This is a genomic window from Pseudomonas sp. SWI44, assembly GCF_002947915.1.
In the GTDB taxonomy this organism is placed as follows: Bacteria; Pseudomonadota; Gammaproteobacteria; order Pseudomonadales; family Pseudomonadaceae; genus Aquipseudomonas; species Aquipseudomonas taiwanensis.
Window position 1 is genome coordinate 1509837 of record NZ_CP026674.1, and the last position, 19645, is coordinate 1529481.

The following is a 19645-nucleotide window of genomic DNA, read 5'->3' on the forward strand; positions in this document are numbered from 1 at the left end:
AGGAACCGGGCTTCTTTGACTGCCGAAGCGGTATTAACGCTTGGAGTACTGAGGACGCTTACGCGCTTTACGCAGACCCACTTTCTTACGCTCAACTTCACGAGCGTCGCGGGTGACGTAGCCAGCACGACGCAGAGCGCCACGCAGGGTTTCGTCGTATTCCATCAGAGCGCGGGTGATACCGTGACGGATCGCACCGGCTTGACCGCTGACACCACCACCGGAAACGGTGACATAGATGTCGAACTTCTCAACGGTCTCGGTCAGCTCCAGCGGCTGGCGAACAACCATGCGAGCGGTTTCGCGACCGAAGAACACGTCCAGAGAACGGTTGTTGATGGAGATGTTGCCAGTGCCCGGACGCAGGAAAACGCGAGCGGTTGCGGTCTTGCGACGGCCAGTGCCGTAATTTTGAGTCGCCGACATAATGAACTTTTCCCGTTAGATCTTCAGTTCTTGAGGCTGCTGAGCAGTGTGTGGGTGAGTTGCACCCGCGTACACTTTCAGCTTGCGGTACATGTCGCGACCCAGCGGGTTCTTAGGCAGCATGCCTTTGACCGCGGTTTCGATAACACGCTCAGGGGCTTTGTCGATCAGCTTCTCGAAGCTGATTTCCTTGATGCCGCCTGGGAAACCGGAGTGGGAGTAGTACATTTTGTCGGAAGACTTGGCACCAGTCACACGAACCTGCTCGGCGTTGATAACGACGATGTAGTCGCCGGTGTCAACGTGAGGGGTGTATTCTGGTTTGTGCTTGCCACGCAGACGGCTAGCGATTTCGGTAGCCAGACGACCCAGGGTCTGGCCAGCGGCGTCGACTACGAACCACTCGCGCTTTACTGTTTCCGGTTTAGCAGTAAAAGTTTTCATTCTCTAAAGCCTCAGAGGCCGCCCAGCGAAAAATAGACGGCGAATCTTACTGGATAGTGCACAACTTGCCAAGGGCAAGCGCGCAGCCGAACGCTGACGCTTTTGGGGGCTCGGGTCGGGCACGCCAATGTTCGACGGGGTTCTTCCTGCATGGTGGTGCATCACTTCCGCCACACGGAGAGGGGCCGAATTATCCAGATTGCGCCAGAAAATTCAACCTGCTTTTATGGGCATCTTTGCCAAGGAGAGTCTTTCCGATGGAATACCGCAAGCTCGGCCGTACCGACCTCCACGTCAGCGCCCTGTGCCTGGGCACCATGACCTGGGGCGAGCAGAACACCCAGGAAGAGGCCTTCGAACAGATCGCCCTGGCCAAGCAGGCCGGGATCAACTTCATCGACACCGCCGAAATGTACCCGGTGCCACCCCGCCCCGAGACCTATGCCGCCACCGAGCGGATCATCGGAAAGTGGTTCAGCGAGCACGGTGATCGTGACGACTGGATCCTCGCCAGCAAGGTCGCGGGCCCTGGCAACGGTATCAGCCATATCCGCGACGGCCAGCTCAAGCACAACCGCCAGCACATCGTCGCGGCGCTGGACGAAAGCCTCAAGCGCCTGCAGACCGACTGCATCGACCTGTACCAACTGCACTGGCCCGAACGCAGCACCAACTTCTTCGGCAAACTGGGCTACCAACACCTGCCGCAGGACCACTTCACCCCGCTGGAGGAAACCCTCGAAGTGCTCGATGAGCAGGTTCGCGCCGGCAAGATCCGCCATGTAGGCCTGTCCAACGAAACGCCGTGGGGCACCATGAAGTTCCTGCAACTGGCCGAGGCCCGTGGCTGGCCGCGCGCGGTGTCGATCCAGAACCCGTACAACCTGCTCAACCGCAGCTTCGAGGTGGGCCTGGCGGAAGTGGCGATTCGCGAACAATGCGGCCTGCTGGCCTACTCGCCACTGGCGTTCGGCATGCTCTCGGGCAAATACGAGAATGGCGCCTGCCCTGCAAAGGCACGCTTGACCCTGTTCAGCCGCTTCGCCCGCTACTCCAACCCACAGACAGTCGCAGCCTGCAGCCGCTACGTGCAACTGGCCCGCGATCATGGCCTGGACCCGGCGCAAATGGCCTTGGCGTTCGTGACTCGGCAACCGTTCGTGACCAGCAATATCATCGGAGCGACCGACCTGGATCAGCTCAAGAGCAACCTCAATAGCCTGGCACTGAACCTCAGCGATGAGCTGCTGGCGGGGATCGAGGCGATTCATCAGCAGCAGCCCAATCCGGCGCCTTGACCCGAACCACAATTGCCTGCTTCGCGGGTGAGCCCGCTCCCGTAGGGCTACGCGCAGCCCTCGTGGGCGTGGGTTTACCCGCGAAGCAGGTAGCGCGAATCTGCGGGGTAGACACAATCGCCAAAAAATAAGACGATCCAGCCGGTGATTGACCACTCTACCCTATAAGAACAATGACAATGATGTTTACCCAACCCTCCGCGTCGTTGCGGCGCGTCAGCATCCTGGCCATTGACAAGGTGTTCGCCTCGACCCTGATGCAGGCCAAGGATTTCTTCCACCTGGCCAGCCTGCGCTATAGCAAGCAACTGGGCCTGGGCTTGCAGCCCATGTTCGAAATCCACCTGGTCAGTCCCGACGGGCAGCCCGTGGACAGCTTCAGCGGCGTACAGTTGCCGGTCGACGGCGGCCTGGACGATGCCGATGTGATCATCCTCCCAGCCTTCTGGGACGACTTCGACAACCTGCTGCAGCGCTACCCTCAGGTGCTGCCGTGGCTACGCGAGCAACATGCCCGCGGCGCCGTACTGTGCGCCGAGGCAAGCGGGGTCTTCTGGCTGGCCGAGGCCGGGCTGCTCGACGGCAAGGAAGCGACTACCTACTGGCGCTTCTTCAACAGCTTCGCCGAGCGCTTCCCCAAGATCAGGCTGAACCAGGACAAGCACCTTACCGACGCCGACAATCTGTACTGTGCCGGCGGCACCACTTCGGCCTGTGATCTGTACATCTACCTGATCGAGCGCTTCTGCGGCGCCAACGTGGCTCGCGCCGTGGCACGCGACATCCTCTACGAGGTGCAGCGCAACTACACCCCTGGACGCATGGGCTTTGGTGGGCAGAAGCTGCACCAGGACCTGATCATCCTGCAGATCCAGCACTGGCTTGAAGAACACTTCGCCGACAAGTTCCGCTTCGAGGACGTGGCCCGCAACCACGGCATGAGCATTCGCAACTTCATGCGTCGCTTCCAGGGCGCGACTGGCGACAAACCATTGCACTACCTGCAACGGCTACGCATCGAGACGGCCAAGGGGTTGCTGTCGAGCACGCGCAAGAGCATCAAGACCATCAGCTACGAGGTTGGCTACGACGATGCCAGCTTCTTTGCCCGACTGTTCCGGCAGCACACTGAGCTGTCCCCGAACCAGTATCGGCAGCAGTTCATGCAAGAAGCTTGAGATGAGCGGGGCCGGCAAGCGGCCCCGAACTCCGAGGCTTATGGCTTGTGCGCGCGCGCCAGGAACTCGTGCGACTGCATCTCCAGCAGGCGGCTCAGGGTACGCTGGAATTCGAAGCTCAAGCGGCCACCGGTGTACAGGTCCTTCAGCTCCACCTCGGCCGAGATGATCAGCTTGACGTTACGGTCGTAGAACTCGTCCACCATGTTGATGAAACGACGGGCGATGTCATCGGTAGCCACACCCATCTGCTCCACGTTGCTCAGCAGCACGGCGTGGAAGATCTTGCCCAGCTCGATGTAGTCGTTCTGGCTGCGAGGCCCGTCGCACAGGGCGCGGAAGTCGAACCAGGCCACATCGTCGCAGGTGAGCAAGGCATTGATCGGACGATTCTCGATCATCAGCACGTCATTCTCGACCGCCTGGGTGCACTCAGGGGTCAGTGCCTTGAAGCTGGCGCGCAGGCTCTGGTGCGCCGCATCATCGAGCGGGTAGTGGTACAGCTCGGCCTGCTCAAGGTGACGCAGGCGGTAATCGACCCCGCTGTCGACGTTCACCACGTCGGTGTTCTGCTTGATCATCGCGATGGCCGGCAGGAAGCGCGCCCGCTGCAGGCCGTCCTTGTACAAGCCGTCCGGCACGATGTTGGAGGTCGCGACCAGGGAAACGCCATTCTTGAACAGTTCCTCCATCAGCGTGCCCAGGATCATGGCATCGGTGATGTCGGAAACGAAGAATTCGTCGAAGCAGATGACCTTGGCTTCCTGGGAGAAGCGCTTGGCGATGATGGTCAAGGGGTTCTTCTCGCCCTTGAGGGTCTTCATCTCTTCGTGCACACGCTTCATGAAGCGGTGGAAGTGAGTACGCATCTTCTCTTTGAATGGCAGCGCCTCGAAGAAGGTATCCACCAGGTAGGTCTTGCCTCGGCCCACACCGCCCCAGAAGTACAGGCCCTTGACCGGGGTCTGCTCCTTCTTGCCGAACAACTTGCCGAATACACCTGGCTTGTTGTTGTGCGCAGCGACCAGATCGTCGTATAGACGCTGCAAGTGACGCACAGCAGTCTCCTGCGCCGCGTCATGGAAGAAGTCGGGACGTTTCAGATCTGCTTGATATCGTTCTAGGGGCGTCATGATTCGTTAGCGAGGCAACAAAAAACGGGCCGTCACTGTAGCGACAGGCCCGCTTAATGGCAATCAGACTTGCGGCGAAATGCCTCAGGCGGTATGCATTCCTGAGGGCGAAGGCCTACCCGCAAAACAGACAACGCGGTGCCTGGCACCGGTTATGCCGGTGTTCGCGGATAAATCCGCTCCTACAGGGGCTGCAGCGCTACACGCAGGCTCTCGATAGCCGAATCGCGGGCTTCGGCGCTGTCGAACTGCGGCCCGTCGGCCACCTGCTCGCCGTTCAGCCACAGACTGAAGCCCAGGCCTTCGACTCGCACATCAGCCTCACCGCCCTGCTGCAGCTGCTTGCTTACCGCACCGGCGCTCTTGCCATCGGCGAAGCTGCGCGAGAGCAGCAATTGCTCGCCATCGGCGGCAAGCAGGCGGAAGCGGAAGCTGCCGTCTTCGTCACGGAAGCTGACGAAACGGGCGCTTTTGGCGGCTTTCTTCTTCACTTCGGCAGTTGCCTGGACGCTGCTGCGGAACGAGCGCAGGCCTACGGCCTCGCGCAGTTGTTCGAGGAACGGGGTGGCGATCTTGCGTGCCTTGGCGGCACCGGCCAAAAGAATGTCTTCCAGGTCCGACGGTCGCGAGATCAGTTGGTGGTAGTGCTCACGCTTCTCGGAAAGCTGGCTGTCGAGCAGCTGGAACAGACGCTGCTTGGCATCACCCCAGCCCAAGCCCTGCAGCAGTTCTTCACGGAATTCAGCGCACTGGGCTGGTGTGGAGAAGGCCTGGAACAGAGTGAACAGGTGCGAGTTGTCCGGGTCCTTGGCCTCGCCTGGGGCACGGGAGTCAGTGACGATGCGCGAAATTGCGTCCTTCATGTCCTTCGCGCTGGTGAACAGCGGAATGGTGTTGTCGTAGCTCTTGGACATCTTGCGACCGTCCAGCCCTGGCAGCGTCGCCACGCTTTCTTCGATCACAGCTTCTGGCAGGGCGAAGAAGTCCTTGCCCTGACCGAACAGGTGGTTGAAGCGCTGGCCGATATCACGGGCCATCTCCACGTGCTGGATCTGGTCACGGCCTACCGGCACCTTGTGCGCGTTGAACATCAGGATGTCCGCCGCCATCAGCACCGGGTAGCTGAACAGCCCCATGGTCACACCGGCATCCGGGTCTTCACCGGCTTCGACGTTCTTGTCCACCGAAGCCTTGTAGGCGTGGGCGCGGTTGAGCAGGCCCTTGGCGGCAACGCAGGTCAGCAGCCAGGTCAGCTCAGGAATCTCGGGAATATCTGACTGACGGTAGAAGGTCACCTTGTCCGGATCCAGGCCACCGGCCAGCCAGGTGGCAGCGATTTCCAGGCGCGAGCGCTGGATGCGCAGCGGATCGTCGCACTTGATCAGGGCGTGATAGTCGGCCAGGAAGTAGAACGAGTCGGCACCGGGCTGCTGGCTGGCGAGAATGGCCGGGCGGATAGCTCCGGCGTAGTTGCCCAGGTGCGGGGTGCCGGTGGTGGTGATACCGGTGAGAATGCGCGTGGTCATGGGTGTTCGCTTATTCAGGCTTGGCTCAGTTCGAAAGGCGCGGCAGCAGCAGATCCTTCAGATCGGTCAGCTTGCCATGGAAGAAGTGTCCGCATTCTGCCACTTTCAGCAGCTCATGGGGGCGCGACAGGCTGTCGGACCAGTCGTAAACCAGCTGCGGATCGACGACTTCGTCGCTCTCCGGCTGCACCACGGTGATCGGGCAATGCTGCGGAAGCGGGAAATCGGCCGTCAGACGCATCACCGCCGGGGCAATCATGAACAACTGCTGCAAGGCCACGCCAGAAGCCTCCAGCCGCCCGGCCAGGCTGGTAGCGACGAAACCACCGAAAGAGAAACCCATCAGCACCAAGGGCAGATCGGGGTGCTTTTCGCGCAGCCAGCCAGCAGCGGCCTCGGCATCCGCTACCTCGCCTGCGCCCATGTCATGGCTGCCGGCGCTCTGGCCCACACCACGGTAGTTGAAGCGCAGGGTCACGTAGCCTGCATCGCGGGCGGTACGCTGCAACGTCGAAACCACCTTGTTGAGCATGGTGCCGCCCTGAACTGGGTTGGGGTGGCAGATCAGCACCGCACCACGGGCATCGGCCACGTCCAGGTACAAGGCTTCCAGCTGGCCAACGGGGCCATCGATGAACAAGGGGGTTTCGCGGACAAGCAAGGCACTACTCCGTGACCTCGGGAGGGGTCGATTCGTCTAGCTGAGGAATTCTGTTCTGATTTGCGATCGCTCGCGGTATACAGCGCAGGTCTGAGCCGTTAACGTAAAGCAAAGCCGTTTATAGAGGAAGGACTCGTGGAACACTCGCTCCTTGTTTGGTTGTTGCCGACCCTGGCCCTGGTCGTCGGCGTCGTGGTCGGTTTCGTCGTCGCGCGCCTGCTGCCCAATGCCGCGCCGAGCAGCACACAGCGCCAGCTGGACGATATCCAGCAACGCTTCGACACCTACCAGAACGAAGTGGTCACCCACTTCAACAGCACTGCCGTGCTGGTCAAAAAGCTGACCCAGAGCTACCAGGATGTCCAGGACCACCTGGCCGAAGGCGCCAATGCCCTGGCGCTGGACGAGGTTACCCGTCAGCGCCTGCTGGCCGCCCTGCACTCCGAGGCCGCCCAGGCCCCACGTGACCGCCTGACCCCGCCGAAGGACACCGCCGAAGTGCCTCGCGACTATGCGCCGAAGGCGCCGAACTCGCCAGGCATGCTGGACGAGAGCTACGGGCTCAAGCGTTAAGCGGGTGAAATGCAAAAAGGCCTCGGAAGAGGCCTTTCTTATTGCGTGAAGAACACGGCAACAACCCGCGTTACATCGTCTTGGCCTGAGCCTTCTCCAGTGTATCGATCCGCTGATTCAGTTCACGTATCGACTCAATCAGTGGTGCGACCAATTTTTGGTAGTCCACCGTCAGCTTTTCGTTCTTCTCATGAACCAGTTCCGGGTACACGGCCTGGACATCCTGCGCCATCAGCCCAATATCCTTGCGCCCCGTTTCTTTCCAGGTGAACTTCATACCTTGCAGTTTCAACAACTGCTGAGTGGAACCCGACAGCGCCTCTGGCGACGTCTTCAGGCTTTTATCGCTGAAAGGGCAGCATGGCTGGCCCACATCGCCTGCCAAAGCGACCCCACTGGCAGTAACCACCGCAAGCGCCAGGGCGGCGTGCGAAAGTACACTCTTGAATTTCATACTCATGCCTGTTCAGGTGAATGGACTAGGCACGGAACAGATTCCGTGCGAACACCCAAACTAAGTGACCACCTCAACAGGCTCTATCCGACGTTTCTTGATATCGCTGTCGAAAACCGGCATCGATAAGTAGGAAGTTTGCAGCCAACCTCATACACAGTGCTTGAGCGCCTGTTCGATATCGGCAAGCAAGTCCTCTACATCCTCCAACCCCACCGACAGCCTCACCAACCCTTCCGATATCCCGTGATGCGCCCGCTCCTTCGCCGTATAGCTGGAATGGGTCATGCTCGCTGGATGCTGCGCTAGCGACTCGGCATCCCCCAGGCTGACCGCACGTGCGAACAGCTGCAAGGCATTCATGAAGCGTCGGCCGGCCTCGATCCCGCCCTTGAGCTCAAAAGCGATCATCCCGCCCGGCATGCGCATTTGCCGCTGTGCCAGCGCGTACTGCCCGAATGACGACAGGCCCGGGTAATGGATCAGCTCGACCTGAGGCTGCTCCGCCAGGAACTCAGCCACCTGCTGTGCATTGGCGCAGTGGCGGTCCATGCGCAGGGCCAATGTCTTGATACCACGCATCAGCAGCGCGGCATCATGCGGCGACAGCACCGCGCCAGTCATGTCCTTGAGCCCTACCAGGCGAATCCGGTCGACCAGCGCCTTGCGCCCGACCACCAGCCCGGCGGTGATATCGCCATGGCCGCTGAGGTACTTGGTAGCCGAGTGCACGACCAGATCGGCACCCAGCTCCAACGGCCGCTGCAGATACGGCGTGCAATAGGTGTTGTCGACCACGATGTGCAGGTCATGCCCCTGCGCCGCTTCGGCCACGGCAGCGATATCGACCAACTGCATGTTCGGGTTGGCTGGGGTTTCGAAGTAGATCATTCGCGTCTTACTGGTGATCGCCGCCTTCAGCGCCTTGATGTCATTGAGGTCGACGTGACGGATCTTGACTCCGAACTCGCCAATCCCATGGTGCAGGTAGGCGAAGGTGCAGCCATACAGTGTGCGCCCCACGATCAGTTCATCCCCAGGGCGCAGCAACGTCCAGATCGTCGAAGTGATGGCCCCCATGCCCGAGGCCAGGGCCAAGCCTGCCTCGCCCCCTTCCAGCGAGGCCATGCGCTGTTCCAGCAAGGCCAGGGTCGGGTTGGAGATACGGCTGTAGAAGTGCCCGGGTTCTTCGCCTGCAAAACAGGCAGCACCGTATTCGACGGAAGGAAAAGCGTAGGTAGCGGTCTGGTAGACCGGCGGCACCAGGGCGCCGCCATGGCTGAGCGGGTCGTACCCGTGATGGATGGCCCGCGTGGAAAAACCGCTGTTGTTATGGGAGTCGCGCATGGCAACAACCTCTGGTGGTTTGTTATAAGCTTATGCCACCAAGCCGCCTGATTTTTTCCAAAATCTCCTACGCGAAATGGCTAGTTTTGGAACAAAAACAACACATGACAGATCAGGAGGGCAAAACATGCCTTCGACCCTCGACCGCACCGACCGCGCCCTGCTCGCAGCCTTGCAGGGCAACGCCCGCCTCACCGTCTCCGAGCTTGCCGACCAAGTCGCGTTAACCACCTCGCCCTGCTGGCGTCGGGTCAAGTTGCTGGAGGACAACGGCTACATCACCGGTTATCAGGCCATTCTTTCGCCCAAGGCGCTGGGGTTTGGTGTGACCGCGTTCGTCAGCATCATGATGGACTCGCACACCAAGGACATGGCGCTGGCGTTCGAAAAGCGGCTGATGGAAATTCCAGAGATCATTGCCTGCCACAATGTTTCCGGGCGGTATGACTTCTTGCTCGAGATTCTGGCGCGGGATCTGGAGTCGTTTGGGGAATTCACCCGTGAGGTGTTGCAGCGGTTGCCGGGGGTGAAGGAGATATATTCGAGCTTTTCGTATAAGGCGGTTAAGGAAAAGCGCGTGATTCCTGTATCGGAAAAGCATATCTGAGACAGATCTGCCACGATCGACACCTGAAGGAGCGGTATTGCATCGCGGAAACAAGTTGAGGTTCTTTCTGGTGAGGACGGCCTGACTTGAGCTTTGAGGTGGTGCGCGAATCGAGCGCCGCCCGCGCGGCGCATCGCGAGCAAGGCTCGCTCCTACGTTTGTTTCGGGCCAGTAACGCCAGTGATAGACGCGCGCGACCGCCTTGTTTGTACGACGCGATATCGCGCCAAGCGCCAAAGCGTTCGCGCGCGAATCTCACAGAAATAATTGGCCCGAAACAAACGTAGGAGCGAGCCTTGCTCGCGATGCGCCGCGCGGGCGGCGCTCGATCTCACAGGCGCCGCACCTCTCACGCCAAGCACCCAACAGCCCCGACGCCAATCCCCAATACAAAAACCCCGCCGAAGCGGGGTTTCTCGTACAGCACTAACGCTTAAATCGCGCCGCGCTGACGCAGCACATCCAGCACCTGCTTCACGCCCTCGTCCACGCTGGTGGTCTGGGTGTCGATCACCAGATCGGCATCCAGCGGCACATCGTACGGGAAGCTTTCACCCGGGATGTTGTCACCGCCAGCGGCATACAGGCCCTGAGGATCACGCTCGCGGCAGGCAATTGGCGATGCCTGCACGTAAACGGTTACCAGGCGCTCCTTGCCGATCAAGGCCTTGGCCTGTTCACGGCCCTCGGCATCAGGCGCAACGAAGGCGGCCAGGGTCAGCAGGCCAGCTTCGTTGAACTGACGCGCCACATGGGCGGCGCGGCGCCAGTTCTCGGTGCGGCCCGCGCGATCCTGCGGCAGGCCCTTGTTCAGGTCGTGACGCAGGTTCTGGCCATCGAGCACGTAGACCGCACGGCCCATGTCGAACAGCTTGCGCTCGACGGCATAGGCCAGGGTGCTCTTGCCAGCGCCGGACAGGCCGCTGAACAGCACGGTAGCCGGTTGCTGACCGAAGCGCAGCGCGCGCTCTTCAGTGGACACGTGAGCCAACTTGCCATGCTGACCCGTGGTGCCATGCGGCAGGACTGGCGGGGCGATGATCATGCCGGCACCGACAGTGCCGTTGGTCAGGCGGTCGATGACGATGAACGCGCCGGTGGTGCGGTTGCTGTCGTAACCGTCCAGGGCGATCGCGGCATCCAGGGACACCTTGACGCGACCGATCTCGTTCAGTTGCAGTGCACTGGCAGCGCCTTGCTCCAGGGTATTCACATCCACCTTGTGGGTGATGCTGGCAATCGAGCCCGGCACGTAGCTGGTGGCGCGCTTGATGTCATATTTCTTGCCCGGCAGCATCGGTTCTTCGGCCATCCACACCAGCATGGCGTCGAACTGGTCGGTCACCGGCGGAACGTTGTCGGCATGCACCAGCAAGTCGCCACGGGAGATGTCGATCTCGTCTTCCATGGTCAGGGTCACGGCCTGGCCGGGGCCGGCGTTCTCCAGTTCACCTTCGTAGGTGACGATGGACTTGACCCGGCTGCTCTTGCCCGAAGGCAGCACGACGATTTCGTCACCCTTGTGTACCACGCCGCTGGCGATGGTGCCGGCGAAGCCGCGGAAGTTCAGGTTCGGACGGTTGACGTACTGCACCGGGAAACGCAGGTCGGTGACGTTGCGGTCGGCCGACACTTCCACGGTTTCGAGGATTTCCATCAGCGTCGGGCCGGCGTACCACGGCGATTGCTCGCTGTGATTGACCACGTTGTCGCCCTTGAGCGCCGACATCGGCACGAAGTGCAGGCTCGACGGCTTCAGGTTGATCGCTTCGGCAAACTTCAGGTAATCGGCCTTGATCGACTCGAAGACCTGCTCATCGAAGCCCTTGAGGTCCATCTTATTGACCGCGACCACGATGTGCTTGATGCCCAGCAGCGAGGCAATGTAGCTGTGACGGCGGGTCTGGGTCTGCACGCCGTAACGGGCATCGACCAGGATGATCGCCAGGTCGCAGGTCGAGGCGCCGGTCGCCATGTTGCGGGTGTACTGCTCGTGGCCCGGGGTGTCGGCAATGATGAACTTGCGTTTGGCGGTGGAGAAGTAGCGGTAGGCGACATCGATGGTAATGCCCTGCTCGCGCTCGGCCTGCAGGCCATCGACTAGCAATGCCAGGTCGACTTCTTCGCCGGTGGTGCCGACTTTCTTCGAATCGCGGGTGATGGCCTCGAGGTGGTCTTCGTAGATCATCTTCGAGTCGTGCAGCAGGCGCCCGATCAGGGTGCTCTTGCCGTCATCCACGTTACCGCAGGTGAGGAAACGCAGCAGTTCTTTGCGCTCGTGCTGAGCCAGATAAGCGAGGATGTCTTCGCTGATCAAATCGGATTGGTGCGACATGATGAAACCCTGAAATTAGAAGTAGCCTTGGCGTTTTTTGTCTTCCATCGAGCCTGCGCCATCATGGTCGATGACTCGGCCCTGGCGTTCGGACGTACGGGTCAGGAGCATTTCCTGGATGATGTCCGTCAGGGTCTCGGCCTCCGACTCGACGGCACCCGTCAACGGGTAGCAGCCAAGGGTACGGAACCGCACTTTCTTCTTGACGATACGGGCTTTTTCCTCGTCGGTGAGGTGCTCGAGGATGCGCTCGTCGTCGATCATGATCAGGGTGCCGTTCTTCTCGATCACTTCCCGCTCGGCGGCGAAGTACAGCGGCACGATCGGGATGCCTTCGAGGTAGATGTACTGCCAGATGTCCAGCTCGGTCCAGTTGGACAGCGGGAACACACGGATCGACTCGCCCTTGTTGACCTTGCCGTTGTACACGTTCCACAGCTCGGGGCGCTGGTTCTTCGGGTCCCAGCGGTGCTTGCTGTCGCGGAACGAGTAAACGCGCTCTTTGGCCCGGGACTTCTCTTCGTCGCGGCGGGCGCCACCAAAGGCGGCGTCGAAACCATGCTTGTCCAGCGCCTGCTTCAGGCCCTGGGTCTTCATGATGTCGGTGTGCTTGGAGCTGCCATGGGTGAACGGGTTGATGCCCTGGGCCACACCTTCGGGGTTGACGTGGGTGATCAGCTCCAGACCCATTTCCTCGACCATCTTGTCGCGGAAGCGGTACATCTCCTGGAATTTCCACTGGGTGTCGACGTGCATCACCGGGAACGGCAGCTTGCCTGGGAAGAAGGCTTTGCGCGCCAGGTGCAGCATCACGGCGGAGTCCTTGCCGATCGAGTACAGCATCACCGGGTTATCGAACTCGGCGGCCACCTCGCGGATGATGTGGATGCTCTCCGCCTCCAGCTGTTTCAAGTGCGTCAGTTTGTCGACCATGGCTACTCACGAAAAACGATCTTATGGACGGCCTGCGGGCCGTGTTCGAGCGAGCCACTTTATCACAGCGGCTGATTCTATTTAGGAGCCGCACTAGATCGAAACAATCTAACGATATGACTGGGGGTTTGGGGCTCAAGCAACGCATCGCCGACAGGCCAGCGCCCGAGACGAGCGCGCCAGCAGGAACCGGCTTGCCGGCGATGAGGCCCCAAAGGTCAGATCGGGTTTGGGCAGTCGATGAACAGGTGCTCCAGGGCAAACCGACGCGCCAGGTAATCCCCCAGCGCCTGCACGCCATAACGCTCGGTGGCATGGTGGCCTGCGGCGATGAAGCTCACGCCGTTCTCGCGCGCGCTATGAAAGGTCTGCTCGGTCGCCTCGCCACTGATGTACAGGTCGACTCCGGCGGCGATCGCGGTATCGATGTAGCCTTGGCCGCCTCCGGTGCACCAGCCGATCCGGCGAACCATGACATCGCCTTCCACCAGCAGCGGCTCACGTCCCATCACCTCCTGCACGCGCCGGGCGAAATCCCGCGCTGTCATTGGCTCGGCCAGCGACCCGACCAGCCCCACGACCTTTGGGTTCTCCGGGTCCAGCGGCCCCTCGACGGTAATGTCCAGCTGACGAGCCAATTGCACGTTATTGCCCACTTCGGGATGCACATCCAGCGGCAGGTGGAAGGCCAGCAGGCTCATGTCGTGCTTGAGCAAGGTTTTCAAGCGGCGTTGCTTGATGCCGGTGACACACGGGTTCTCGCCCTTCCAGAAATAACCATGGTGAACCAGCACCAAGTCGGCATCGGCCTCGACCGCCGCGTCGAGCAACGCCTGGCTGGCGGTCACGCCACTGACGATGCGACTGACCTGCGGTCGCCCTTCGACTTGCAGGCCGTTGGGGCAGTAATCCTGGATCTTCGCGCTACCCAGGTAGCGCTCGGCCTCCTCGACCAGGGTGTTCAGTGCGACGGCCATGGAAAATCTCCTCGAAATCTGCGCTTTCGACGGGCACAACGCCCGTATAATGGCGGCCATTATGGGCCGTCGCCGGCTTCGGGGAAACCGGCGGCAGTCGCATGGGGGCAAGACCGAGGCGCCAGCATTCGCGGGCAGACCCGCTCCCCCAGGGGCCAGCGTGGTCCCTGGAGGACATGGACTCAACCGCGAAGCAGGTAAATCGGTTTGCACATCGCCGATCGCTCTGTACCTGTGTATGATCGCGCGCGCTCGCGCCCCGCTGCGCTGCCAATTGGCCCCCGCCCTACTCCCAGGATTCGTTCATGCTCAAGGCTCTGCGTTATTTTGGCTGGCCCCTGATTACTGGCGTGCTGATCGCCATGCTGGTCATCCAGCGTTTCCCTGAATGGGTCGGCCTCCCCAGCCAGGACGTCAACCTGCAGCAGGCTCCGCAGACCACCCGGATCATGCAGGGGCCGGTGTCCTATGCCGACGCCGTGACCCTCGCCGCCCCAGCGGTGGTGAACCTGTACACCACCAAAGTGGTGAACAAGAGCGCCCATCCCTTGTTCGAAGACCCGCAGTTCCGCCGCTTCTTCGGTGACAACCTGCCCAAGCAGCGGCGCTGGGAGTCCAGCCTGGGTTCGGCCGTGATCATGAGCCCCGAGGGCTACCTGCTGACCAACAACCACGTTACCAGCGGCGCCGACCAGATCGTGGTGGCGCTCAAGGACGGCCGTGAGACCCTGGCGCGCGTCGTGGGCAGCGACCCGGAAACCGACCTCGCGGTACTGAAGATCGACCTCAAGAACCTGCCGGCGATCACCATCGGCCGTTCCGACAACATCCACATCGGCGATGTCTCCCTGGCCATCGGTAACCCGTTCGGGGTCGGCCAGACCGTGACCATGGGCATCATCAGCGCCACCGGACGTAACCAACTGGGCCTGAACAACTACGAAGATTTCATCCAGACCGACGCGGCCATCAACCCAGGCAACTCCGGTGGTGCGCTGGTCGATGCCAATGGCAACCTGATCGGCATCAATACCGCGATCTTCTCCAAGTCTGGTGGTTCCCAGGGCATCGGCTTCGCCATCCCGGTCAAGCTGGCGCTGGAGGTGATGAAGTCGATCGTCGAGCATGGCCAGGTGATTCGCGGCTGGCTGGGCATCGAAGTGCAGCCATTGAGCCAGGAACTGGCGGAATCGTTCGGTATGCAGGGCCGCCCAGGCATCGTCGTGGCGGGGATCTTCCGCGATGGGCCGGCGCAAAAGGCCGGGTTGCAGCTGGGTGACGTGATCCTGAGCATCAATGGCGAACCTGCGGGAGACGGACGCAAGTCGATGAACCAAGTTGCGCGGATCAAGCCCAACGAGAAGATCACCATCGAGGTGGTGCGCAACGGGCAGCAACTGAAACTGGTTGCCGAGGTGGGGCTGCGACCGCCACCTGCACCGGTGGCTGCCAAAGAAGAGAAGTAAGTTGATGCTGGGGCGGCCTTGCAGCGCGAAAGGGCCGCAAGGCGCCCCCCGTCACATCAATGCAGAATCTGGCTCAAGAACAGCTTGGTCCGGTCACTGCGCGGCCGGTCGAAGAAGTCATCCGGCGCTGCCTGCTCGACGATCTCACCTTTGTCCATGAAGATCACTCGGTTCGCCACGGTGCGGGCAAAGCCCATCTCGTGGGTGACGCAGAGCATGGTCATGCCATCCTCGGCCAGACCTACCATGGTATCGAGCACCTCTTTTACCATTTCCGGGTCAAGCGCCGAAGTCGGCTCGTCGAACAGCATGATCTTGGGCTTCATGCACAGGGCCCGGGCAATCGCCACGCGCTGCTGCTGACCACCGGACAACTGCCCGGGGTACTTGTGCGCCTGCTCCGGGATGCGTACCCGCTCCAAGTAGTGCATGGCGATTTCCTCGGCCTTGCGCCGCGGCATCTTGCGCACCCACATTGGTGCCAGGGTGCAGTTCTCGAGGATGCTGAGGTGCGGGAACAGGTTGAAGTGCTGGAATACCATGCCCACCTCGCGGCGGATCGCCTCAATCTGCTTGAGGTCGTTGGTCAGCTCTACGCCATCGACGACGATGCGCCCCTGCTGGTGCTCTTCCAGGCGGTTGAGGCAGCGGATGGTGGTGGACTTGCCCGAGCCAGACGGCCCGCACAGCACGATACGCTCGCCCTGGCGTACGTTCAGGTTGATGTCCTTGAGCACATGGAACTGGCCGTACCACTTGTTGACGCCCTGCATCTGGATGATGCCTTCGGGGCCGGCAGGCTGCTTGATCGCTTCACTCATTTCGAAACTCCTAACGCTTGTGGCCAGTGTCCAGCTTGCGCTCCAGATGCATGGAGTAGCGGGACATACCGAAACAGAAAATCCAGAACACCAGGGCGGCGAACACATAGCCCTCAGTGGCCATGCCCAGCCAGGCCGGATCGGCAGCCGCCTGCTTGACACTGTTGAGCAGGTCGAACAGGCCGATGATGATCACCAGGCTGGTGTCCTTGAACAGAGCAATGAAGGTGTTGACGATGCCTGGGATCACCAGCTTGAGCGCCTGGGGCAGAATCACCAGCCCCATCGAGCGCCAGTAGCCCAGGCCCATGGCCGCGGCCGCCTCGTACTGCCCCTTGGGAATGGCCTGCAGGCCGCCGCGCACTACTTCGGCGATATACGCCGACTGGAACAGGATCACGCCGATCATCGCCCGCAGCAGTTTGTCGAAGCTCATGCCCTCGGGCAGGAACAACGGCAGCATCACCGAGGACATGAACAGCACGGTGATCAGCGGCACGCCACGCCAGAACTCGATGAAGGTGACGCATACCACCTTCACCGCCGGCATGCGCGACCGTCGGCCCAGCGCCAGCAGGATGCCCAGCGGCAAGGCGCCGACGATGCCCACGGTGGCGATCACCAGCGTCAGCATCAGGCCGCCCCATTGGCTGGTCGGCACGGTATCCAGCCCCAGGTAGCCGCCGTGCAGCAGGGTGTAGGCCAGGATCGGATACAGCACCAGGAAGCCCAGGCCGTAAAACGCCTTGCGCGCAAAGCGCTTGATGAACAGCGGTGCGGCACCGAGCACGGCAAGCCAGACGGTCAGGTCCACGCGCCAGCGCAGTTCGGTCGGGTAGTAGCCATACATGAACTGGCCGAAACGCTGCTGGACGAACACCCAGCAGGCACCTTCCTTGGTGCAATCGGCGCGGGTGGTGCCTACCCAGTTGGCGTCGATCAGCGCCCATTGCACCAGAGGCGGCACGATCAGCCAGATCAGGTACAGGGCGAACAGGGTCAGCAAGGTATTGAGCCAGCTGGAGAACAGGTTGGCACGCATCCATGCGAGCACGCCGACGGTTTTCACCGGCGGCGGCATGTCGGGTTTGAAAACATGGGCATTCACGGGCGTATCCTCACCGCTCGATCAGCGCAATGCGCTTGTTGTACCAGTTCATCAGCAGCGAAATGCTGATGCTGATGGCGAGATAGACACTCATGGTGATGGCAATCACCTCGATGGCCTGGCCGGTCTGGTTGAGCACGGTACCGGCGAACAGCGAGACCATCTCCGGATAGCCGATACCGGCCGCCAGGGACGAGTTCTTCGCCAGGTTCAGGTACTGGCTGGTCAGCGGCGGAATGATCACCCGCAGTGCCTGGGGGATGATCACCTTGCGCAGGGTCGGCCCCTCACGCAGCCCCAGCGAGCGCGCAGCCTCGGTCTGGCCATGGCTGACCGAACGGATGCCAGAGCGCACGATCTCGGCGATGAACGCCGCGGTGTAGATGGTCAGCGCCAGCGTCAGGGCCAGCAGTTCGGGAATCAGCACCCAGCCACCGACGAAGTTGAAGCCCTTGAGCTGCGGCACTTCCCAGTGCACGGGGCTGCCGAACAGCAAGGCGCTGGCGCCAGGAATGACGATGAACAAGGCCAGGCCGACCCAGAACTTGTGGAAAGGCTCGCCAGTTTCATCGAACCGCTTGTTGGCGTAGCGCACCATGAACACGATGGCCACGATCGCCAGTCCCAGCGCGACGAAGAACGGCCAGAAGCCCTCGGCCATCGAGGCACCCGGCATGTTCAGGCCACGGTTGCTGATGAAGAACGTGTCGTCGATGTTGATGCTACCCCGCGGTCCCGGCAGGGTCAGAAACACCGCGAAGTACCAGAACAGAATCTGCAGCAGCGGCGGAATGTTGCGGAAGGTCTCCACATACACGGTCGCCAGCTTGTTGATCATCCAGTTCGGTGACAAACGAGCCACACCGATGATGAAGCCCAGAATCGTCGCCAGAATGACACCGATGAACGTCACCAACAGGGTGTTGAGCAGGCCGATGACGAACACTCGCGCATAGCTGTCGGATTCCACATAAGGAATCAGATGCTGGGCGATGCCGAACCCGGCACTGCGGTCCAGGAAGTCGAAGCCGGAGGTGATGCCCCGGTGTTGCAGGTTGGTTTGGGTGTTGTGGAACAGATACCAGCCCAGACCGACCACGAAAACGATCGTGAGGATCTGGAACAGCCACGCGCGCACACGTGGATCGCTCAGGGATAACCCCTTGGGTGCGCCGATTTGATTTTGCATGAAGTGCCCCGAAAAAAAGGGATCCGAACAACCTGCGACGGCGGGATGCCGCCGCAGGGTGCAGCCATCAGCGCACAGGTGGCGCGTACTGGATGCCGCCGTTGTTCCACAGGGCGTTCATGCCACGGTCGATCTTGAGGTCGGTGCTCTGACCAAGGTTCTTTTCGAACACTTCACCATAGTTGCCGACTTGCTTGACGATCTGCACTACCCAGTCCTTGGGCAGCTTGAGGTCCTTGCCGTATTCACCGTCGGCACCCAGCAGACGGGCGACGTCCGGGTTCTTGGTGGACTTGGCTTCGGCCTCGACGTTCTTCGAGGTGATGCCGGCCTCTTCGGCGTTGAGCATCGCGAACAGGGTCCACTTGACGATGCTGAACCACTCCTCGTCGCCTTTACGCACCACCGGGCCCAGAGGCTCCTTGGAGATGGTTTCCGGCAGCACCACGTAGTCGGTCGGTGCAGCCAGCTTGGAGCGTTGGGCGAACAGTTGCGACTTGTCCGAGGTGAGCACGTCGCAACGGCCGGACTCCAACGACTTGGCGCTCTCATCGGAAGTATCGAAGGTGATCGGGGTGTACTTGAGATTATTGGCGCGGAAGAAGTCGGATACGTTCAGTTCGGTGGTGGTACCGGCCTGGATGCAGATGGTCGCGCCATCGAGCTCCTTGGCACTGGAAACACCCAGCTTCTTGTTGACCAGGAAGCCCACGCCGTCATAGTAGGTGACACCGGCGAACACCAGGCCCATGCCGGCATCGCGCGAGCTGGTCCAGGTAGTATTACGCGACAGCACGTCGACTTCGCCCGACTGCAGGGCGGTGAAGCGCTCCTTGGCGTTGAGTTGGCTGAATTTGACCTTGGTGGCATCACCGAACACCGCAGCGGCGACAGCGCGGCATACATCGGCGTCGATACCGATGATCTTGCCTTTAGCATCGGGGACCGAGAAGCCTGGAAGACCGTCGCTCACGCCACACTGGACGAAGCCCTTCTTCTTGACCGCATCGAGAGTGGCGCCGGCCTGTGCGAAGCTGGTGGCTCCCAGCGCGGCGGCAGCGGTCAGGACTGCCAGGGTGGTTTTCAACATCTTCATTCACAACCTCCAAATCGCTCTTGTTGTACCGAGCCGGAATTGCACCGCACCCTTATGAGGCGCATCCGACCCT

General features: G+C 61.1%; 19 protein-coding genes. 5 read left to right on the top strand and 14 right to left on the bottom strand.

Translation table 11 applies throughout. The features are described from left to right. Positions 1-33: 33 nt before the first annotated feature. Both rpsI and rplM read right to left on the bottom strand, forming a co-directional pair. Positions 34-426 (bottom strand): 30S ribosomal protein S9, encoded by a 393-nt coding sequence (gene rpsI, locus C4Q26_RS07275; RefSeq protein ID WP_003260797.1) that lies wholly within the window; start codon positions 424-426, stop codon positions 34-36. 15 nt (positions 427-441) lie between these two features. Beyond that, entirely contained in the window at positions 442-870 is a 429-nt protein-coding gene (gene rplM, locus C4Q26_RS07280) for a 50S ribosomal protein L13 (RefSeq protein ID WP_023378810.1), read from the bottom strand. 257 nt (positions 871-1127) lie between these two features. Here rplM and C4Q26_RS07285 point away from each other — a divergent pair, with 257 nt between their 5' ends. Then, the gene (locus C4Q26_RS07285) at positions 1128-2168 is read left to right on the top strand and encodes an NADP(H)-dependent aldo-keto reductase (protein WP_104882926.1); all 1041 of its coding nucleotides are present in this window, start codon (positions 1128-1130) and stop codon (positions 2166-2168) included. A gap of 281 nt (positions 2169-2449) precedes the next feature. Beyond that, positions 2450-3346 (top strand): GlxA family transcriptional regulator, encoded by an 897-nt coding sequence (locus C4Q26_RS07290; RefSeq protein WP_167332805.1) that lies wholly within the window; start codon positions 2450-2452, stop codon positions 3344-3346. Positions 3347-3384: 38 nt separating this feature from the next. On the opposite strand, the gene zapE is transcribed toward C4Q26_RS07290, so the two are convergent. The 3 genes from zapE to C4Q26_RS07305 all read right to left on the bottom strand — a co-directional run bounded on the left by zapE (position 3385) and on the right by C4Q26_RS07305 (position 6666). Beyond that, on the bottom strand, positions 3385-4479 hold the full coding sequence (gene zapE, locus C4Q26_RS07295) for a cell division protein ZapE (protein ID WP_104882144.1): 1095 nt from the start codon (positions 4477-4479) through the stop codon (positions 3385-3387). 182 nt (positions 4480-4661) lie between these two features. Further along, on the bottom strand, positions 4662-6005 hold the full coding sequence (locus C4Q26_RS07300; protein WP_023378806.1) for a tryptophan--tRNA ligase: 1344 nt from the start codon (positions 6003-6005) through the stop codon (positions 4662-4664). Positions 6006-6030: 25 nt separating this feature from the next. Further along, the gene (locus C4Q26_RS07305) at positions 6031-6666 is read right to left on the bottom strand and encodes an alpha/beta hydrolase (RefSeq protein ID WP_023378805.1); all 636 of its coding nucleotides are present in this window, start codon (positions 6664-6666) and stop codon (positions 6031-6033) included. A gap of 135 nt (positions 6667-6801) precedes the next feature. Here C4Q26_RS07305 and C4Q26_RS07310 point away from each other — a divergent pair, with 135 nt between their 5' ends. Then, the gene (locus tag C4Q26_RS07310) at positions 6802-7239 is read left to right on the top strand and encodes a YhcB family protein (RefSeq protein WP_023378804.1); all 438 of its coding nucleotides are present in this window, start codon (positions 6802-6804) and stop codon (positions 7237-7239) included. A gap of 70 nt (positions 7240-7309) precedes the next feature. Here the strand turns inward: C4Q26_RS07310 and C4Q26_RS07315 are convergent, their stop codons facing one another. Together C4Q26_RS07315 and C4Q26_RS07320 are read right to left on the bottom strand one after the other, a co-directional pair. Beyond that, positions 7310-7693 (bottom strand): tail fiber domain-containing protein, encoded by a 384-nt coding sequence (locus C4Q26_RS07315; protein WP_023378803.1) that lies wholly within the window; start codon positions 7691-7693, stop codon positions 7310-7312. A 150-nt stretch (positions 7694-7843) separates the two neighbouring features. After that, positions 7844-9040, bottom strand: a complete 1197-nt coding sequence (locus tag C4Q26_RS07320) for a methionine gamma-lyase (protein WP_023378802.1) — start codon at positions 9038-9040, stop codon at positions 7844-7846. A gap of 127 nt (positions 9041-9167) precedes the next feature. Here C4Q26_RS07320 and C4Q26_RS07325 point away from each other — a divergent pair, with 127 nt between their 5' ends. Beyond that, positions 9168-9647 (top strand): Lrp/AsnC family transcriptional regulator, encoded by a 480-nt coding sequence (locus C4Q26_RS07325; RefSeq protein WP_023378801.1) that lies wholly within the window; start codon positions 9168-9170, stop codon positions 9645-9647. Positions 9648-10080: 433 nt separating this feature from the next. Here C4Q26_RS07325 and cysN read toward each other — a convergent pair whose 3' ends face one another. The 3 genes from cysN to C4Q26_RS07340 all read right to left on the bottom strand — a co-directional run bounded on the left by cysN (position 10081) and on the right by C4Q26_RS07340 (position 13892). Continuing rightward, the gene (gene cysN / locus C4Q26_RS07330) at positions 10081-11982 is read right to left on the bottom strand and encodes a sulfate adenylyltransferase subunit CysN (RefSeq protein ID WP_023378800.1); all 1902 of its coding nucleotides are present in this window, start codon (positions 11980-11982) and stop codon (positions 10081-10083) included. A gap of 15 nt (positions 11983-11997) precedes the next feature. Next, a complete protein-coding gene (cysD, locus tag C4Q26_RS07335) occupies positions 11998-12915 on the bottom strand; it encodes a sulfate adenylyltransferase subunit CysD (RefSeq protein ID WP_023378799.1) in 918 nt (305 codons plus the stop codon). A 218-nt stretch (positions 12916-13133) separates the two neighbouring features. Further along, the gene (locus C4Q26_RS07340) at positions 13134-13892 is read right to left on the bottom strand and encodes a Nif3-like dinuclear metal center hexameric protein (protein WP_104882927.1); all 759 of its coding nucleotides are present in this window, start codon (positions 13890-13892) and stop codon (positions 13134-13136) included. 305 nt (positions 13893-14197) lie between these two features. Between C4Q26_RS07340 and algW the strand changes: the two genes are divergently transcribed. Further along, positions 14198-15358, top strand: coding sequence for a Do family serine endopeptidase AlgW (gene algW / locus C4Q26_RS07345; RefSeq protein WP_023378797.1), 1161 nt, complete (start codon positions 14198-14200; stop codon positions 15356-15358). 56 nt (positions 15359-15414) lie between these two features. Here the strand turns inward: algW and C4Q26_RS07350 are convergent, their stop codons facing one another. The 4 genes from C4Q26_RS07350 to C4Q26_RS07365 form a co-directional block, all read right to left on the bottom strand. Further along, entirely contained in the window at positions 15415-16179 is a 765-nt protein-coding gene (locus C4Q26_RS07350; protein ID WP_003251792.1) for an amino acid ABC transporter ATP-binding protein, read from the bottom strand. Between the two features lie 10 nt (positions 16180-16189). Continuing rightward, entirely contained in the window at positions 16190-17287 is a 1098-nt protein-coding gene (locus tag C4Q26_RS07355) for an amino acid ABC transporter permease (protein WP_027908075.1), read from the bottom strand. Positions 17288-17297: 10 nt separating this feature from the next. After that, positions 17298-18476, bottom strand: coding sequence for an amino acid ABC transporter permease (locus C4Q26_RS07360; RefSeq protein ID WP_023378795.1), 1179 nt, complete (start codon positions 18474-18476; stop codon positions 17298-17300). Positions 18477-18543: 67 nt separating this feature from the next. Then, positions 18544-19572, bottom strand: a complete 1029-nt coding sequence (locus tag C4Q26_RS07365) for an amino acid ABC transporter substrate-binding protein (protein WP_023378793.1) — start codon at positions 19570-19572, stop codon at positions 18544-18546. Positions 19573-19645: the final 73 nt, after the last annotated feature.

What these genes read in the sequence shown, in the direction of transcription:
- rpsI (WP_003260797.1), bottom strand. Translation starts at nt 426, where the DNA reads ATGTCGGCGACTCAAAATTACGGCACTGGCCGTCGCAAGACCGCAACC.
- rplM (WP_023378810.1), bottom strand. Translation starts at nt 870, where the DNA reads ATGAAAACTTTTACTGCTAAACCGGAAACAGTAAAGCGCGAGTGGTTC.
- C4Q26_RS07285 (WP_104882926.1), top strand. Translation starts at nt 1,128, where the DNA reads ATGGAATACCGCAAGCTCGGCCGTACCGACCTCCACGTCAGCGCCCTG.
- zapE (WP_104882144.1), bottom strand. Translation starts at nt 4,479, where the DNA reads ATGACGCCCCTAGAACGATATCAAGCAGATCTGAAACGTCCCGACTTC.
- C4Q26_RS07300 (WP_023378806.1), bottom strand. Translation starts at nt 6,005, where the DNA reads ATGACCACGCGCATTCTCACCGGTATCACCACCACCGGCACCCCGCAC.
- C4Q26_RS07315 (WP_023378803.1), bottom strand. Translation starts at nt 7,693, where the DNA reads ATGAAATTCAAGAGTGTACTTTCGCACGCCGCCCTGGCGCTTGCGGTG.
- C4Q26_RS07320 (WP_023378802.1), bottom strand. Translation starts at nt 9,040, where the DNA reads ATGCGCGACTCCCATAACAACAGCGGTTTTTCCACGCGGGCCATCCAT.
- C4Q26_RS07325 (WP_023378801.1), top strand. Translation starts at nt 9,168, where the DNA reads ATGCCTTCGACCCTCGACCGCACCGACCGCGCCCTGCTCGCAGCCTTG.
- cysN (WP_023378800.1), bottom strand. Translation starts at nt 11,982, where the DNA reads ATGTCGCACCAATCCGATTTGATCAGCGAAGACATCCTCGCTTATCTG.
- cysD (WP_023378799.1), bottom strand. Translation starts at nt 12,915, where the DNA reads ATGGTCGACAAACTGACGCACTTGAAACAGCTGGAGGCGGAGAGCATC.
- C4Q26_RS07340 (WP_104882927.1), bottom strand. Translation starts at nt 13,892, where the DNA reads ATGGCCGTCGCACTGAACACCCTGGTCGAGGAGGCCGAGCGCTACCTG.
- algW (WP_023378797.1), top strand. Translation starts at nt 14,198, where the DNA reads ATGCTCAAGGCTCTGCGTTATTTTGGCTGGCCCCTGATTACTGGCGTG.
- C4Q26_RS07350 (WP_003251792.1), bottom strand. Translation starts at nt 16,179, where the DNA reads ATGAGTGAAGCGATCAAGCAGCCTGCCGGCCCCGAAGGCATCATCCAG.
- C4Q26_RS07360 (WP_023378795.1), bottom strand. Translation starts at nt 18,476, where the DNA reads ATGCAAAATCAAATCGGCGCACCCAAGGGGTTATCCCTGAGCGATCCA.
- C4Q26_RS07365 (WP_023378793.1), bottom strand. Translation starts at nt 19,572, where the DNA reads ATGAAGATGTTGAAAACCACCCTGGCAGTCCTGACCGCTGCCGCCGCG.